This is a genomic window from Arthrobacter sp. NPDC058288 (genome assembly GCF_042880995.1).
Lineage (GTDB): Bacteria > Actinomycetota > Actinomycetes > Actinomycetales > Micrococcaceae > Arthrobacter.
Window position 1 is genome coordinate 189,092 of the sequence record NZ_JBHVYH010000005.1, and the last position, 16,079, is coordinate 205,170.

The window sequence follows — 16,079 nt, forward strand, 5'->3', positions numbered from 1 at the left end:
TTAGGCTTCGCTGATGACTGAGCCTGCCACCTTCTGGCCCCCGTTCGCCCTCACACTGACCACGCCCCGCCTCACCCTCCGTCCCATCCGTGACGAAGAGATCCCGGCGGCGGTGCAGGCGGCCTTGAGCGGCGTCCACGAACCCGGCCAAAGCCCTTTCAGCCGGCCTTGGGCAGAGTCCCCGGCAGAGGAGCTGGGCCCCAACATGGCGCAGTGGTACTGGCGATGCCGTGGGAACATGTCTCCGCAGGAGTGGACCCTCCTGCTGGGCATCTGGCATGACGGCGGATTCATCGGCTGCCAGGACATCGAGGCCAAGGATTTCGCGACGCTCCGGACGGTCTCCACCGGCTCCTGGCTCAGGAAGTCCGCGCAGGGCCTGGGCTTCGGCAAGGAGATGCGGGCAGCCGTCGTCAGCTACGCCTTCGACCACCTGAAAGCGGAAGTGGCCGAGTCTGAGGCCGCGGTGTGGAACGAGAAGTCCCTGGGCGTCTCCCGTTCCCTCGGCTACGAGCTGAACGGCGTCAGCCGGGCATCCTGGGGCGGCAAGGTGCAGGAGGTCCAGAAGGTCCGCGTCACCCCGGCCGCTTTCAAACGCCCCGACTGGTCGCTGAAGGTGGAGGGCCACGAAGCCACGGCCAAGTTTCTGGGAATTCCGGACGACGGCGAAGGGCCGCGGCCGGGGGAACCCGGCCGCGGCCCACGCTAGAGCAGCCCGCCTAGATTTCCGCCCCTTCAAGCAGTTCCGTGACGAGGGCCGCGATCGGCGAGCGCTCGGACCGGGTGAGGGTGATGTGCCCGAAGAGCGGGTGTCCCTTGAGGGTTTCGACGACGGCAGCCACGCCGTCGTGCCGGCCGACCCGCAGGTTGTCGCGCTGGGCGACGTCGTGGGTCAGGACGATCTTCGAGTTCTGGCCAATTCGGCTCATCACCGTGAGGAGGACGTTTTTCTCCAGGGACTGCGCTTCATCGACGATCACGAACGCGTCATGGAGCGAGCGGCCGCGGATGTGGGTCAGCGGCATGACTTCCAGCATGCCGCGATCCATGACTTCCTCGACGACTTCCTGGCTGACCAGGGCCCCGAGGGTGTCAAAGACGGCCTGTGCCCAAGGGTTCATCTTCTCCGACTCGGAACCGGGCAGGTAGCCGAGCTCCTGGCCGCCCACCGCGTAGAGCGGTCGGAAAACGATCACCTTACGGTGTTCGCGGCGTTCCAGCACGGCTTCGAGGCCCGCGCACAGAGCCAGCGCCGACTTTCCGGTGCCGGCACGGCCGCCGATCGACACGATGCCCACGGAGGGATCCATCAGCATGTCGATGGCCAGCCGCTGTTCCGCAGAGCGCCCGTGCAGTCCAAAGACGTCGCGGTCCCCCTTGACCAGCCGGACCTGCTTGTCCGCGCCGACCCGGCCTAAGGCGGAACCCCGGTTTGAGAGCAGTACGAGTCCGGTGTTGACGGGCATCTCGGCGGCTGCGGGGATAAAGACGGGTTCGTGGCCGTAGAGCGTGGCCACGTCCTCCTCGCTGGCTTCGACCTCCGCCATCCCGGTCCAGCCGGAGTCCTTCACCAGTTCGTTGCGGTACTCGTCTGCCAGCAGCCCCATGGCTGAGGCCTTGACGCGCATCGGCAGGTCCTTGGAGACCACAGTGACGTTGCGGCCCTCGTTGGCGAGGTTCTTAGCGACGGCGAGGATGCGGCTGTCGTTGTCCCCGCCGCGGAATCCCAGGGGGAGGACCTCGGTGGAGATGTGGTTCATCTCCACCATGAGGGTGCCCCCGTCATCACCCAGAGGGATCGGGCGGTCGAGTCCGCCGTGCTGGACGCGAAGGTCGTCCAGGAGCCGGAGCGCCTTGCGGGCAAAGTATCCCAGTTCGGGGTCGTGCCTCTTGCCCTCTAGTTCCGTGATGACCACGATCGGCACAATGACTTCATGCTCTGCGAACCGCAGCAAGGCGCGGGGGTCCGAGAGCAATACCGAGGTGTCGATGACAAAGCTCCACAGGGTGTCATCTGTCGCGGCACTTTCGCCGGATACAGCAAGACCGGCCGCAGCGTCATGATTGGCTGCACCGGTCTGTGAGGTTGCTCGCTTGGCGCGAGAGGTAGCTTTCTCTCCCTGGTCGGAAATGACGTCGGGCAGTTGTTCAGAAATAGCCACATCGACTCCAGCCCCGGGGCGCACGCCCGGATATCTATAGGTGAGGCGGATCGGCCACGAGGCCGGTTCCGGCCTCCCATACATCCGGTGCGAAAATCCGCTCCATGTACTGGCCTCCCCGATTAGCCGGCAGTGTGCCTGCTAATGAGATCAACGTAATTCCCCGCGGCTTTGTTTCCCAAACTATTTCCCGGCGATTCTTGTTGCGAACACGTGAACTCCGCGTGAACCGGCCGGGAGGGGTGTGTCTACCGGACACCGCGGCGGGCGTCAGGAGCCGAAGCGCCGCTGCCGGCCGGCGTAGTCGCGCAATGCCCGCAGGAAGTCCACTTTGCGGAAGGCAGGCCAGAGCGCCTCGCAGAAGTAGAACTCGCTGTAAGCGCTCTGCCACATCAGGAAGCCGGACAGCCGCTGCTCGCCGGAGGTGCGGATCACCAGGTCCGGGTCCGGCTGGCCCCGGGTATAGAGGAAGCGTGAGATGTCGTCGACGCTAAGTTCATCCGCGAGCTCGCCGATGTCTTTGCCCCGGGCCACGGCATCATGGAGCAGTTCCCTGACGGCGTCCACGATTTCGCGGCGTCCTCCGTAGCCCACGGCGACGTTGACGTGAAGTTTTTCGTGTGCCGGCGTCCGAGCCGTGAGCTTGTTGAGACGCTCCGCAAGGTAGTCGGGAAGCAGCTCCGGCGCCCCCATGGCGTGGACGGAGATGTCGGCGTCCTCGTCCAGTCGGTCAAGCGTGTTGGCAATGATCCCCATCAGCAGATCCAGCTCTTCACCGGAGCGGCTCATGTTGTCGGTGGAGAGCATGTACAGCGTGACTACTTTGATCCCGAGTTCCTGGCACCAGCCGAGGAACTCATGGATCTTGTCGGCACCGGCCTGGTGTCCCTGGCTGGTGGGTGCGTTGAACTGCTTGGCCCAGCGGCGGTTCCCGTCCACCATGACGCCGATGTGTTTGGGGATGCGATCCTTGTCCAGCGAGCGCAGGAGCTTGCGTTCATAGAAGCCATAGAGGATCCCGGGCAACTCCATCCGGAGACTCACCTGACTTCCTTGATGTATGACGGCAGTGCATTCCTAGGCTACCCGTCCGCAAAGGGGGCTCGGTGCATCAGGCCCCAACAAATCACTGCAAGAGTTATTACTCATCAGTAACTTACTGGAACGTAGTTTATTCTTGAGCCATGGAAAGCAAATCTCCCCACCCGGGCGCGGGAGCGGGCCGCGGCCGGAAATCAGGCCCAATGGACGATGCTGCAGTCCGCATCGCAGAGCTGCTGACGATCAAGCCCAAGTGGCGGGGGTGGATCCACACCATCACCGCACCGCTTGCTTTCGCCGCGGGGCTGGTACTAGTCCTGTTGGCCCCCACCACCGACCTGAAGATAGCTTCCACCGTCTACGCCGTGACGGGAGTGCTGCTGTTCGGCATCAGCGCCGTGTACCACCGCGGCAACTGGTCCCCCGGCGTCAAGATCGTCCTGAAGCGCCTCGATCACACCAATATCATGCTGGTGATCGCCGGCAGCTACACACCCTTGGCGTGGGCGTTGCTGGAACAGCCCAAGGCAGTGGTGCTGCTGTGGGTCATCTGGTCCGGCGCCATTCTGGGCGTGCTGTTCCGGCTGCTCTGGACGCATGCGCCGCGATGGCTCTACGTGCCCATCTACATTGCCCTGGGCTGCGGCGCACTGTTCTACCTGCCGGACTTTTTCGCGGCCAGCATTGCCTCCGCCGTCCTGATCTGCGTGGGCGGCGCACTTTACATCGCCGGCGCGGTGTTCTACGCGCTCAAGAAGCCGAACTTCAGCTACGAGCACTTCGGCTTCCATGAGCTCTTCCACGCTTTCACTGTGTTCGCTTTCGCCGCGCACTTCATCGCCATCGCCATCGCGGTCCTCGGCCGGCCGGCTTAGGGCCTTCCCGCGGCGATGAGGTCCGGGGGTTCCCCATGTGCCGGAACACCGTGGTTCCCGGGGCCGCCAGCTTCGCAGCCGGCGTCACTCACCCGCCGAAGGCGAAGACGTGCATTCCTGCCGCGCGGGCCGCCTGGACTCCGCACACGCTATCCTCCACTGCCCGAGACGTCATCCGGCCATCCCATCCAGGCGCTCCAGCAGCTCAGCCACCGAGGCCACCGGACGTTCGCACACCATCCCCCGGCAGAGGTAAACCTGCGGCGAACCGTCGGGCGCCGCCGTCCTGCCCGCCAGAAGCGGCACAGCATGTGAGCTTGCGTCGGGCAGCGGGACCCCGGCGTCGGACGCAACCGCTACCACCAGGCCCGGACTGGCGGACATCATCAGGGCGTGGTGGAGTTCCGCCCGCGCCGGACCGGCAGGTCCGACGACGGCGGCCTCCACGGGGCCGGCCAGCGCAGCTTGCGCTGTGGCCAGGAGCCAGCCTGCCGCCCGGGGCGCCCGGGTTGCCAGTGGCGGCAGCAGCGCAAGAATGTTGCCGGCCATGAGCCGGTGGTCGGTGGAACCGGAGAGCGCGGCATAGCTCAGCAGGGCCCCGGCGAATGCGGCCGCGCCGCTCGGCGTGGCGTTGTCGAAGGGTTCCAGGCCCGCCCGCTGCCCCTGGGCATTGAACACCTGCGACGATTCACCGGCGGTGTCCACGAGGGTTCCGTCCGCCGCGAACCGAAGACAGGCGGCGCGCAGGATGTCTTCGGCGAGCCGGTACCACCGCTCACTCCCTGTCACTCCGTATAGCGTCAGGAGCCCGTCCACGCAGAAGGCATAGTCTTCGAGGAGGCCGCCGATTCCCCTGGCGCGGCCGGCATGCGACACCCGCACCAAAGTGCCGGGTTCCGTGCCCTGGCCCCCGGCGTGCGGAGGCTGCCAGTGGACCCGCTCAAGGTAGGCGGCCGTTCGCGCCGCAGCAGCCACCAGTCCGGGCCGGTCCAGGACAGCCCCTGCTTCAGCGAGCGCGGCGACAGCCAGCCCGTTCCAGCCGGCCACCACCTTGTCATCCCTGGCGGGCTGGGGACGCGCCGAACGGGCAGCCAGCAGATGCGGCCGCACCCGGTCCCACAGAAGCTGTTCGGCGTCGTCAGCCCGGCGCCCCGGATGCAAAGGGGAAGCCGACGAGGTCACGGTGCCCGCGCCACGGACATTCATCAGCCGCGCCACCGCAGCTCCGTCGTCAGGTCCCAGGACGTCCAGCAACTCGTCGGGAGTCCACAGGTAGCTGGCGCCCTCGAGGTGCTTCCCGTCCACCACAGTGTCCGCATCCAGCGACGAGGCGAACGCCTCAACCTGCCCTGCCTCCGGCCCCCCGTCCAGGCCCGCCTCCGGCCCCGCCGCGTGTCCGGTCAGGCCCAGCGATGCAACCATCCAGTCCGCCGTGCGGGACGCGACATCCGCGGCTTCCCCGGCGGGGTACACGGCATCCCCGCCGAGCCGGACCCAGTGGACATAGGCGCGCAGTAGCTGGGCGTTGTCGTAAAGCATCTTTTCGAAGTGCGGCACGGACCAGTCTCGCGTCACGGAGTACCGGGCAAATCCGCCGTCCAGCTGGTCGAACAGGGCGGACCGGGCCATCGCTGCCAGCGTGCGGGCGGCCATGTCCCTGGCGGGATTAGCGGTGTCCGAAGCAACTGCGGCGTGCCGGATCAGGAATTCCAGCACGGGCGACGGCGGGAATTTCGGCGCGGTGCCGAATCCGCCGTCGTGCGGGTCTTCGGAGCGGGCCAGGACGCGGACCGCCTCGGAGAGCAGCCCGGCGTCCACCGGGTCCGGCAAGCCGGTCAGTTGCACCGCGGCGGCAAGCTGTGTTTCCGCCATACCGCGGGCCAGGGTCTCGGCGTTCTGTTCCACGCCCTCGCGCCGTTCCAGCCAGGCTTCGCGGACGGCCTCGAGAACCTGGCGGAAGGAGGGCCGGCCGGGCATGGGCCGGGGCGGGAAGTAGGTTCCGGAATGGAACGCGCGGCCGTCCGGCATCAGGAAGACCGACATCGGCCAGCCGCCCTCGCCGCTGATCGCCTGCGTTGCGGCCATGTAGACGGCGTCAACGTCCGGACGCTCTTCCCTGTCCACCTTGATGGCCACGAAGTTGGCATTCAGGAAGTCCGCGGTGTCCTGGTCTTCGAACGATTCGTGTGCCATCACGTGGCACCAGTGGCAGGCGGCGTAGCCGATGGACAGGAACACCGGAACGTCGCGCTGTGCGGCGAAGCCGAACGCTTCATCGCCGAAAGGCCGCCAGTGCACCGGATTGTCCGCGTGCTGCCTCAGATACGCCGACGGTTCGCCGGCCAGCGCGTTGGCTGCACCGGGCCGCACTTCGCCGGAGCCGCCGCTGCCGTCCCGGCCGCTAGCGCTGTCCGCGGCCTTCATCACCGTTGTGTTCCGTCCGGAGACCGGCGCCGCCCTGGCGGCCGCCGCGGGTGCCCGGCTCGTGCCTGCCGGAATCCTCCGCGTCCGGAGCCTGCGCGACCGGGGCCCCGGTCCCGGGAACCTCCGGCGTGCCAGTTCCAGGCATATCTTCGTTCCCGGCAGCAAGCGCGGCCAGTCGCTCTTCCTCCACCTGGGCCCGGTACCGGACCCTGCGGATGCGCCGCACCATATCGACGATCAGCAGCGTGGTGGCGAGCACGAAGAAAGCGGTCATGATGAAGCCCCACATGCCCGGAGTCACCTGGTCTTCGGAGAGGCCCGGGCGCAGGGACGGCGTAGGGCTGGGTGCCGGGGTCGTCGCGAGGGCAATGAGCAAGTGATGCACGGTTAAACCTTCTATGGAGCGTCTTGAGGGCCCTGACTTCTACAGGACATAGAAATGAGCCTGGCTCTATCTTAGCCCGGCAAAGAGATCGTTTTCCGGCAACTCCACCGGCACCCGCGACTGGATCAGGCTGTAGTCCTCCCAGGGCCAGGCGCGGCGCTGCATATCCGGAGACACCGCGAAGAAGAACCCCAGCGGATCGACCTGGGTGCGGTGGGCGCGGAGGGCATCGTCCCTGGCTTCGAAATAGTCCCCGCACTCAATCTGGGTGGTGGTGGGGTGGGTGGGTGGCGGAGGCGTGTGGCCTTCGGCATCAGCCTCAAGCCAGGCTGCCAGCCGTTCAGCGTAGGGCGACTGCAGGCCGGCCTCTTCAAGCGCAAAGTGCAGGGCGCGGAACCGGTCAGGACTGAAGGCGCGGTCGTAGTACAGCTTGCCGGGCGCCCAGGGTTCGCCGGCGCCCTGGTACCGTTCCGGATCGCCGGCGGCTTCGAAGGCCTCGACGGCCACGCGGTGCGCCATGATGTGGTCCGGATGCGGATAGCCGCCGTTTTCGTCGTAGCTCAGGATCACGTGCGGCCTGAAATTGCGCACCAGCCGGACCAGCGGAGCCGCGGCCACCTCCAGCGGTTGGAGGGCGAAGGAACCCGGCGGCAGCGGCGGCAGCGGGTCGCCTTCAGGCAATCCCGAGTCCACGAAGCCCAGCCAGCGCTGGCGAATTCCCAGCACGCGGGCGGCGTTGTCCATTTCGAGGCGCCGAGCGCCGGCCATGTCGCGCTTGGGGTGGGGCTCGTTCTCCATGGCGGGGTTCTGGATGTCGCCCCGCGATCCGTCAGTGCACGTGGCCACCATGACGTCAACTCCGGCCGCTGCGTACATGGCCATGGTGGCTGCCCCCTTGCTCGACTCGTCGTCAGGGTGAGCGTGGACTGCCAGCAGGCGGAGCGGTTTTGACTGGCTTGCAGACGCTGTCATCTGAAACGGCTCACTTTCTTCGAATTATGGGGTTGCGGGCTCCCGGCGGCAGGGACGCGGAATTATCCCGTTCGGATCCACACTAAACTGGAACGGTGACTTCCGAGGATCAACCGGTTACTTCGGCACCGGCAACTACCACCCTAGCCAATCGTTACGGGGGCCAAAAGCGTGCCCTCTCCGGCAAGGCCAAGCGCAACATCGGAATCGGTGCACTGGTTGCCGGGATCGGCTTCATGGCGTGGATCTCCACCTCCCTGAACACTGAAACGGTGTCTTTCAAGGACATCGGCTACAGCACCACGGACGCCACCCAGGCGGAGATCGATTTCCAGGTCACCAAGGAGCCCGGAACCGGCGCCAAGTGCGCGGTCAAGGCCTTGGATGCCAAGTTCGCGGTGGTCGGCTGGAAGGTGGTTGATATCGGTCCCAACCCGGCCGACGCCACCGCTGACGGCGGACGCACCACTGTGCACCGCGCGGTGGTGCGCACGGAGTCATTGTCAGTTTCCGGCGTGGTGGACAGCTGCTGGATTCCTGACGGGAACAAATAGCAGACCATACTCTGGCCGGCTGTTTGGGCTGCGGCCTGTGACCCACGCCGCAAGCCTTCTTTGGTTTGTCCAGCGCATTGACTACAATGGATCAATACCTTCTACCCCGCTGAGCTGGTTGCTGAGTTCCATGAGTGGCCACCGTGGCGGGGTTTTACTTGTTTGACCACAAACTTGTTTGACCACGAAAAAGGAGAAGTCCGTGTCTACCACCAACAGCGCAACTGCAGCTTGGCTTACCCAGGAAGCTTTTGACCGCCTGAAGGCAGAGCTGGACCACCTCTCCGGCGCCGGCCGGGCGGAAATCGTCCAGAAAATCGAAGCTGCCCGCCAGGAAGGCGACCTCAAGGAAAACGGCGGTTACCACGCCGCCAAGGAGGAGCAGGGCAAGATCGAGGCCCGCATCCGCCAGCTCACCGTTTTGCTCCGCGACGCCCACGTGGGCGAGTCCCCGGCTGACGACGGGATCGTGGAGCCCGGAATGATCGTCGTCGCCAGGATCGCCGGCGACGAGGAGACCTTCCTGCTCGGATCCCGCGAGATCGCCGGCGATTCGGACTTGGACGTCTTCAGCGAAAAGTCTCCGCTTGGCTCTGCGATTGTGGGCCACAAAGAGGGCGACAAGCTCAGCTACACCGCCCCGAACGGCAAGGACATCACGGTGGAAATCCTGTCCGCCAAGCCGTACGCAGGCTAGGAGCGCAGCTCCGGGACCACTGCAAAGCCTCAACGCACGACGCCGGCCCTCCCCTTTCGCGGGAACGGCCGGCGTCGCGCGTTAAAGGCCTATTTCCTGGTGGCCGGGTCTTCCGCTATCTGACGTTCCTGCGGAATCCGCCGGGGCCTCAGCAGCATGGCGGCGGCGACGCCGCCCAGTGCTCCGCCCAGGTGGGCCTGCCAGGAAACGAACCCTGCAACGCCCGGAAGGACGCCGAACAATATTCCACCGTAGCTGAGGAACAGGAGCACTGACAGCGCTATCTGCCACCAGTTGCCGTTGAAGAACCCCCGGACCAGCAGGAAGGCAAAGAGGCCAAACACCAGGCCCGAAGCGCCCACCGTGATCCCCCAGCCGCCGATCAGCCACACCACTATGCCCGAACCGAACCAGCTGAAGGCCACTGCGGTCACGAAGACCCGGAGCCCGGACATAAAAACGAGGAAGCCGAAGATGATCAGCGGTAACGCGTTGGAGACCACGTGGCCAAGGTTGGCGTGGAACAACGGGAACGTGAGGATGTCCAGCAGTCCGTCTGCGCTGCGCGGACGCAGCCCGAACGTCCGGTTCAAGGCATGGAACGTTGCAGCATTGACGAACTCGATGGCAAACAGGAGGACCACGAACAACCCTGTGATCAGCAGTCCGCCCTGGGCGCGTGCGGCAGCGGTGTGCCTCACTTTCGGCCGGCCCCCCGTCGCGTCCCGCACCATGGCCCCTAGTGGACCACGATCGGCTGGAAGCCCTCGGCACGGAGCGCACCCAGGACCTGCTCGCAGTGCTCGTGCCCCTTGGTCTCCAGGTTGACGGTAATGGACACGTCTCCCATGCTGATGGAACCGCCCACACGGGTGTGGTCCAGGCCGGTGACGTTGGCATCGTTCTCCGCGATGATCCGGGCGATCGTGGCCAGCGAACCGGGCCGGTCATCCAGCATCATGCGGACCGTCATGTAGCGGCCGGCAGCCGAGAGGCCGCGCTGGATCACCTTGAGCATCAACATCGGGTCAATGTTGCCGCCGGAGAGGATCACGGCCGTGGTGCCGGGATTTTCGATCTTGCCGTCCATCAGGGCGGCGACGCCCACGGCGCCGGCCGGTTCCACCACCATCTTGGCGCGTTCCAGCAGGAAGATCAGCGCCCGGGCCAGGGAATCCTCGCTGACAGTGACTACGTCGTCCACAAGTTCACGGATGATGCTGAACGGCAGCTGCCCCGGACGGCCCACCGCAATGCCATCGGCCATCGTGGACACCTTTTTCAACGGCACCAAGGCGTCTGCGGCGAGCGACGGCGGGTAGGCCGCGGCATTTTCGGCCTGGACGCCGATGATCCGGATCTCCCGTCCCAACTCCCGTGCCCTGGCCTTCACCGCCACCGCCACGCCGGCCAGCAACCCCCCGCCGCCGACTCCCATCAGGATGGTGTCCACGTTGGGGATCTGTTCCAGGATTTCCAGTCCCACCGTGCCCTGCCCGGCAACAACGTCCACGTTGTCGAACGGGTGGACAAAGACGGCGCCGGTCTCGTCGGCATAGCGCTGGGCTTCGGCGAGTGCTTCGTCCACGTTGTGCCCGTGAAGGACCACTTCGGCGCCGTGACTGCGGGTGGCAGCAAGCTTGGGCAGTGCCACGCCCAGCGGCATGTAGATGCGCGCCTTGATCCCGAGGCTCTTGGCTGCAACCGCCACACCTTGGGCGTGGTTTCCGGCGGACGCCGCCACCACGCCGCGCTTCTTCTCTTCAGCGGAAAGCTTCGCCATTCGGACGTACGCGCCGCGCACCTTGAAGGAACCTGCCCGCTGGAGGTTTTCGCACTTGAAGAAGACCTCTCCGCCCACCATGCTGCCCAAGGCCCGGGACGATTCCACCGGGGTCCGCGTAATAATCCCCTCAAGCAGCTTCTGCGCCTCAAGGACATTGTCCAGCGTGACGGGCAGGCTATTGAGGGTTTTCACGAACTAGTCTCCTTTGGGGAATTCGGCTGGGGCGTCCGGGCCGGTATGTCCGGCGGGATTTCCCGTTGGCTGTGCGGCACCCTTGCCGCGGCCCGGGTTTGAACCGGGAAGGTAGACATCCTTGAAGGTGTTGTCCTGGCTGGATCCGGAGTCCCCGGTTACACCCGGGCCATCCGCCACCAGCACTCTTTCATGTTCCCACGTTCTGGCAGCAATATATCGAATCGCCGAGTTTGCTACGGCGAGGATGGGCACCGAGAACAGTGCGCCGGGGATGCCGGCGAGGTAGGAACCGGCTGCCACGGACAAGATGACGGCCACCGGGTGCAGGGCCACCGCTTTGCCCATCACCAGCGGCTGCAGGATGTGGCTTTCCAGCTGCTGGACCAGCAGCACGATCCCCAGCATGATCAGTGCGTTGACCCAGCCGTTGGCCACAAGGGCCAGGAGCACCGCCACGGCACCGGTGACCAGGGCGCCCACAATGGGGATGAAGGAACCTATGAAGACCAGCACGCCCAGCGGGAGCGCCAGCGGGACGCCGATGATGGCGGCGCCAACGCCGATACCCACGGCATCCACGAATGCCACGAACATCTGGATGCGGGCGTAGCTGACCATGGACGCCCAGCCTTTGCGGCCTGCTCCGAAAGTGGCGGCGCGGGCCTTCCGTGGCAGCAGCCGGACCAGGAAAGCCCAGATCCGGTCGCCTTCCAGCAGGAAGAAGATCAGGACGAACAACGCGAGGATGAGGCCTGCGGCAAAATGGCCGGCGGTGCTGCCGAAGGACAGGGCGCCGCTCAGGATGCTGCTGCTGTTGTTTTGCAGGGCAGCACTTGCTTCCTGCAGATACTGGTCCATCTGCGCCGCTGTCAGGTGGAGCGGGCCGTCCGCCAGCCAGCCCTGGATCTGTTGGATCCCGGTCAGTGCCTCGCTCCACAGTTCGCTGAATCCGGCCACAAGCTGCCGCCCCACCAAGGCCAGGGACCCGCCGATGAGTCCGAGGAAGCCCAGCACGGTGATGGCAACGGCGCCCCCGTTGGGGACGCGGCGAGCCCGGAGCCAGCGGGTCACGGGACTCAGCAGCCCGGCCAGCAATGCCGCCACCATCACGGGGATGATCAGGAAGCTGATTTTGCTCAACAGCCAGATCAGGGCGGCAACGACCAGCAGAATCAGCCCGAGCCGCCAGGCCCACGACGCGGCAATCCGTACGCCGTACGGAATGTCCTGGTCCAGTTCGCGGTCGGTCACCACCCTCAGCGGGGCCGCAGTCGCCGGGCGTGCAGCCGGCGCGGTGCTGTCCTGGGCTGCGGGCATGGCCGCGCCAATGTTGGCATCCGGTTTCTGGTGCGGTGCGGCGTCCTCAGCTGGCGTCATAGCCTAATACTTCCCCAGCAGGGCCCGGATGGGAAACCGCCACGACGCCCCGGCAGCCATTGGCACTGCTTCGCTGGCGCGGGGAAATCCTGCGCTGGCGCGGGACCGGAACGCAGTCGGCTACAGGGAGGCGCTGATGCCCCAGGTCATGCTGAACGACTCCCCTGCCGGCAGCCAGCGCAGGCCGTCGCCGCTGTTGAACGCATTTGCCGGGCCGGTCATGGGTTCAATGGCCACGGCTTTGGCCCTGCCGGGGTACTGATCGGTCACGAAGACGTGGACGTAACTGCAGCTTTCGTCCTGCCAGAGGCTTACGCTGCGGCCGTCCGAGGCCTTCAGCGTTTGGCGGGCCACGCCGTCGTCGAACGTCAGGTCCGTATAGGCGACGTCGATATCCAGTTCGGACACCGTCCGTCCGCCTCGCAGATCCGTGCCGCCGCCGACCTGCCCCGAACTGCGGGGAATGAGCCGCTCATCCGCCACGAGCCGGCTGTTGGCGCCGACCGTGAGGACCAGGTCTGAGGCGGACACGTCGCCCAAACGGAGGTAGGGGTGGGCTCCGAGGACGAAGGGGGCGGGTTCCTGGGAATCGTTGAGCAGCGTCTGGCGGACTACGAGCCCCAGGTCTTCCGCCAGGAAGTACTGGACGCGGTGCCGCACAAGGAAGGGGTAGCCGTGCTGGGGGAAGACCGGCGCCTCCAGGGTGACCGAGAACTCTGCCTCGTCCACGAGCTCGTAGGCGGCATTCCGCAACAGGCCGTGGCTGGCGTTGTTGCGCGAAACCTCGGTGATGTCCAGCTGCTGCTTTTTGCCGTTCAGGTACCAGACGCCGTCTTCCACCCGGTTGGCCCAGGGTGCCAGTGTGATTCCGGTAGCGCCCGGAGGGATGTCCCCGTCTCCGTACGTCTCCGTCAGCTGGATGCCTCCCCGGGAGTAGAGCCGGAGGCCCGCGGCCAGCTCGGTGACCACGGCAAGCGCGTCACCGCGGCGGAGCTCGTACTGCCGCCCGGTGGCGTAGCGGCGCGGGACCCCCTCGCTGGCGCCTGAGTCGGCGGTGTCGCTGTGGCGGGAGTGACGAGCGCTCGGATTCATGGGCACAACGGTACCTCGTCGGTGAGCTCCCACACCCCTGCCCGAACGGGACGACGGAGATTTGTTAACTTTTGTTCGAAACTATTTCTTTTTGATCGTTTTGTGGGAGAATTGAGGTGCCTGCTGTTTCGCCGTCGAAAGCGGAACTCCGATGGCCGCCGCTCGTAAAGGACAAGACGCATGACTCACATCACCAGCACCAACCTTGCCGATGGCCGGGAGCTGCTCTACTTCGATGACGCCAGGGCAGATGCCTCAACCGGCGGAACCACCCGCCGGCCGGAGGAATTCCCGGACCGGCGCGAACTGCCGGTCCGGAGCGAGCCGGGCGAAGTCAGGTTCGACGCCCTCACTGGCGAGTGGGTGGCCGTGGCCGCCCACCGCCAGAGCCGCACCCACCTACCCCCGGCGGACCAGTGCCCCATCTGTCCGACGACCCCGGCCAACCCCTCCGAGATCCCGGCACCGGACTACGACGTCGTCGTGTTCGAGAACCGCTTTCCCTCGCTCGGCCCCGCCCTGGGACCGGTCCCCGCCAACGCAGGCTGGGGAACCACCGGGACGGCGTTCGGCCGGTGCGAGGTGGTGTCCTTCACCCCGGAGCACACCGGTTCCTTCAGCGGGCTGAGCGAAGTCCGGGCACGCACCGTCGTCGAGGCCTGGGCACACCGCACCGGAGCGCTCAACGCGCTGCCGGGCATCCGGCAGGTCTTTCCGTTCGAAAACCGCGGCGCGGACATCGGCGTCACCCTCCACCACCCGCATGGCCAGATCTACGCATACCCCTATGTCACGCCCCGCGCAGCGGTGATGGGCGCCGCCGCGCGCAAATTTTTCGACGACGCCGACGGCCGGCAGACGCTGACCGGCTCCCTGCTGCGGTCCGAGCGCGAAGACGGCAGCCGCATGGTCCTTGAAGGCGAAAATTTCAGCGCCTACGTACCGTTCGCGGCGCGCTGGCCGCTGGAAGTGCACCTGGTTCCCCACCGCCAGGTTCCGGACCTCGCGGCGCTCAGCGGCGAGGAGAAGGACGAGTTGGCACACGTTTACCTGGACCTGCTCAAGCGGCTCGACGCGCTGTACCCGACGCCCACCCCCTACATTTCGGCCTGGCACCAGGCCCCGCTCGATGACCTGCTTCGGCCTGCCGGCTACCTCCACCTCCAGCTCACTTCCCCACGGAGGGCCGAGGATAAGCTCAAGTACCTGGCCGGCTCGGAAGCGGCCATGGGTGCTTTCATTAACGACACCACTCCGGAACTCGTGGCAGAGCGGCTTCGCACTGTCACTGTTCCGGCATCAGCCCTCAAGCCACTCCCGGAAGGCGCACACGCATGACCGCCCCAGCAGGCAGCAACACTCCTGGAAACAGCAAGCTTGACCTCGAAGCACGGTTCCGGGACGCCTTCGGCTCCGCCCCGGACGGCATCTGGCAGGCGCCGGGACGGGTGAACCTGATTGGCGAGCACACCGACTACAACGACGGCTTCGTGCTCCCGTTCGCCATCGACCGGACAGCCCGGGTGGCTGTCCGGGTGCGCCCCGACTCCACGCTCCGGTTGCTGTCCACCTACGGAGACCAGGGCATGACCACGGCGGTCACCTCGTCACTGGACGGCACGCGCGCCAAAGGCTGGACTAAGTATCCGCTCGGCGTCATCTGGGCGCTTCAGGAGCGCGGGATCGCGGTGCCCGGCCTTGACCTGCTGCTGGACTCAAACGTTCCCCTCGGTGCGGGCCTGTCGTCATCCCACGCCATTGAGTGCGCCGTCATCTCCGCCCTCAACGAGCTGACCGGCGCAGGGCTGACAGCTGAGGAAATGGTCCTGGCCACCCAGCGGGCCGAGAATGATTTCGTCGGAGCGCCCACGGGCATTATGGACCAGTCCGCTTCGCTGCGCGGGGCGAAGGGCCATGCCGTCTTCCTGGACTGCCGGGACCAGAGTGCCCGCCTGGTGCCGTTCGAGACGGAGCCGGCGGGCCTGGTGCTGCTGGTGATCGATACGAAGGTTTCCCATTCCCACGCCGACGGCGGCTATGCGTCGCGCCGCGCCTCGTGCGAGCTCGGGGCCGAAGTGCTGGGCGTCAAGGCGCTCCGGGACGTCGGGGTGGAGGACCTGGACGAAGCCAGCGGCCTCCTCGATGAGGTCACGTTCCGCCGGGTCCGCCACGTCGTCACCGAAAACGACCGCGTCCTGCAGACCGTGGAACTCCTCGGCTCGGCCGGACCGGGCGCCATCGGGCCGCTCCTCGATGCCAGCCACCGTTCCATGCGTGACGACTTCGAGATTTCGTGCCCCGAACTGGACCTGGCCGTCGACATGTCCCGGGCCAACGGAGCCATCGGCGCCCGCATGACAGGCGGCGGTTTTGGAGGCGCAGCAATCGCCCTCACGCCGGTGGCCGCCGAGCAGCAGGTCCGCACCGCCGTCGAGCAGGCTTTTTCCCGGGCCGGTTTCAGGAAGCCGGACATCTTTACCGTCACCCCGGCGGCCGGGGCGATGCGGCTCGCATAGCTC

General features: G+C 66.3%; 15 protein-coding genes. 6 read left to right on the forward strand and 9 right to left on the reverse strand.

What is annotated here, in order from left to right:
- The first annotated feature begins 13 nt into the window (after positions 1 to 13).
- Positions 14 to 709: a GNAT family N-acetyltransferase gene (locus tag ACFVWT_RS14915; RefSeq protein ID WP_390249053.1), complete on the forward strand. Its 696-nt coding sequence runs from the start codon at positions 14 to 16 to the stop codon at positions 707 to 709.
- 10 nt (positions 710 to 719) lie between these two features.
- On the opposite strand, the gene ACFVWT_RS14920 is transcribed toward ACFVWT_RS14915, so the two are convergent.
- Both ACFVWT_RS14920 and ACFVWT_RS14925 read right to left on the reverse strand, forming a co-directional pair.
- Positions 720 to 2,162, reverse strand: a complete 1,443-nt coding sequence (locus ACFVWT_RS14920; protein ID WP_390249056.1) for a PhoH family protein — start codon at positions 2,160 to 2,162, stop codon at positions 720 to 722.
- A 270-nt stretch (positions 2,163 to 2,432) separates the two neighbouring features.
- Positions 2,433 to 3,194: an isoprenyl transferase gene (locus ACFVWT_RS14925; protein WP_390249270.1), complete on the reverse strand. Its 762-nt coding sequence runs from the start codon at positions 3,192 to 3,194 to the stop codon at positions 2,433 to 2,435.
- A gap of 212 nt (positions 3,195 to 3,406) precedes the next feature.
- Between ACFVWT_RS14925 and ACFVWT_RS14930 the strand changes: the two genes are divergently transcribed.
- Positions 3,407 to 4,078 carry a hemolysin III family protein gene (locus ACFVWT_RS14930; protein WP_390249059.1) on the forward strand — a complete coding sequence of 224 codons (672 nt, stop codon included), beginning with the start codon at positions 3,407 to 3,409 and terminating at the stop codon, positions 4,076 to 4,078.
- 171 nt (positions 4,079 to 4,249) lie between these two features.
- Here the strand turns inward: ACFVWT_RS14930 and ACFVWT_RS14935 are convergent, their stop codons facing one another.
- The 3 genes from ACFVWT_RS14935 to mca all read right to left on the reverse strand — a co-directional run bounded on the left by ACFVWT_RS14935 (position 4,250) and on the right by mca (position 7,859).
- Positions 4,250 to 6,502, reverse strand: a complete 2,253-nt coding sequence (locus tag ACFVWT_RS14935) for a thioredoxin domain-containing protein (RefSeq protein ID WP_390249062.1) — start codon at positions 6,500 to 6,502, stop codon at positions 4,250 to 4,252.
- Positions 6,480 to 6,887 carry a hypothetical protein gene (locus tag ACFVWT_RS14940; protein WP_390249065.1) on the reverse strand — a complete coding sequence of 136 codons (408 nt, stop codon included), beginning with the start codon at positions 6,885 to 6,887 and terminating at the stop codon, positions 6,480 to 6,482. Before ACFVWT_RS14940 ends, ACFVWT_RS14935 begins: the two co-directional genes overlap by 23 nt.
- A 66-nt stretch (positions 6,888 to 6,953) precedes the next feature.
- Entirely contained in the window at positions 6,954 to 7,859 is a 906-nt protein-coding gene (gene mca, locus ACFVWT_RS14945; protein WP_390249068.1) for a mycothiol conjugate amidase Mca, read from the reverse strand.
- Positions 7,860 to 7,954: 95 nt separating this feature from the next.
- Between mca and ACFVWT_RS14950 the strand changes: the two genes are divergently transcribed.
- Positions 7,955 to 8,413 carry a DUF4307 domain-containing protein gene (locus ACFVWT_RS14950; protein WP_390249071.1) on the forward strand — a complete coding sequence of 153 codons (459 nt, stop codon included), beginning with the start codon at positions 7,955 to 7,957 and terminating at the stop codon, positions 8,411 to 8,413.
- A gap of 202 nt (positions 8,414 to 8,615) precedes the next feature.
- Entirely contained in the window at positions 8,616 to 9,110 is a 495-nt protein-coding gene (gene greA, locus ACFVWT_RS14955; RefSeq protein ID WP_011691028.1) for a transcription elongation factor GreA, read from the forward strand.
- A gap of 89 nt (positions 9,111 to 9,199) precedes the next feature.
- Here greA and ACFVWT_RS14960 read toward each other — a convergent pair whose 3' ends face one another.
- From ACFVWT_RS14960 to ACFVWT_RS14975, 4 genes are all read right to left on the reverse strand, one after another.
- Positions 9,200 to 9,844, reverse strand: coding sequence for a rhomboid family intramembrane serine protease (locus ACFVWT_RS14960; protein ID WP_390249073.1), 645 nt, complete (start codon positions 9,842 to 9,844; stop codon positions 9,200 to 9,202).
- A gap of 5 nt (positions 9,845 to 9,849) precedes the next feature.
- Entirely contained in the window at positions 9,850 to 11,088 is a 1,239-nt protein-coding gene (gene ilvA, locus ACFVWT_RS14965; protein WP_043479377.1) for a threonine ammonia-lyase, read from the reverse strand.
- Between the two features lie 3 nt (positions 11,089 to 11,091).
- Positions 11,092 to 12,468, reverse strand: coding sequence for an AI-2E family transporter (locus tag ACFVWT_RS14970; RefSeq protein WP_390249076.1), 1,377 nt, complete (start codon positions 12,466 to 12,468; stop codon positions 11,092 to 11,094).
- Between the two features lie 120 nt (positions 12,469 to 12,588).
- Positions 12,589 to 13,560, reverse strand: a complete 972-nt coding sequence (locus ACFVWT_RS14975) for an aldose 1-epimerase family protein (RefSeq protein WP_390249079.1) — start codon at positions 13,558 to 13,560, stop codon at positions 12,589 to 12,591.
- Positions 13,561 to 13,740: 180 nt separating this feature from the next.
- Between ACFVWT_RS14975 and galT the strand changes: the two genes are divergently transcribed.
- A complete protein-coding gene (gene galT, locus ACFVWT_RS14980) occupies positions 13,741 to 14,898 on the forward strand; it encodes a galactose-1-phosphate uridylyltransferase (RefSeq protein WP_390249081.1) in 1,158 nt (385 codons plus the stop codon).
- A complete protein-coding gene (galK, locus tag ACFVWT_RS14985) occupies positions 14,895 to 16,076 on the forward strand; it encodes a galactokinase (RefSeq protein WP_390249084.1) in 1,182 nt (393 codons plus the stop codon). The genes galT and galK overlap by 4 nt, the downstream gene beginning before the upstream one ends.
- The last annotated feature ends 3 nt before the right edge of the window (positions 16,077 to 16,079 follow it).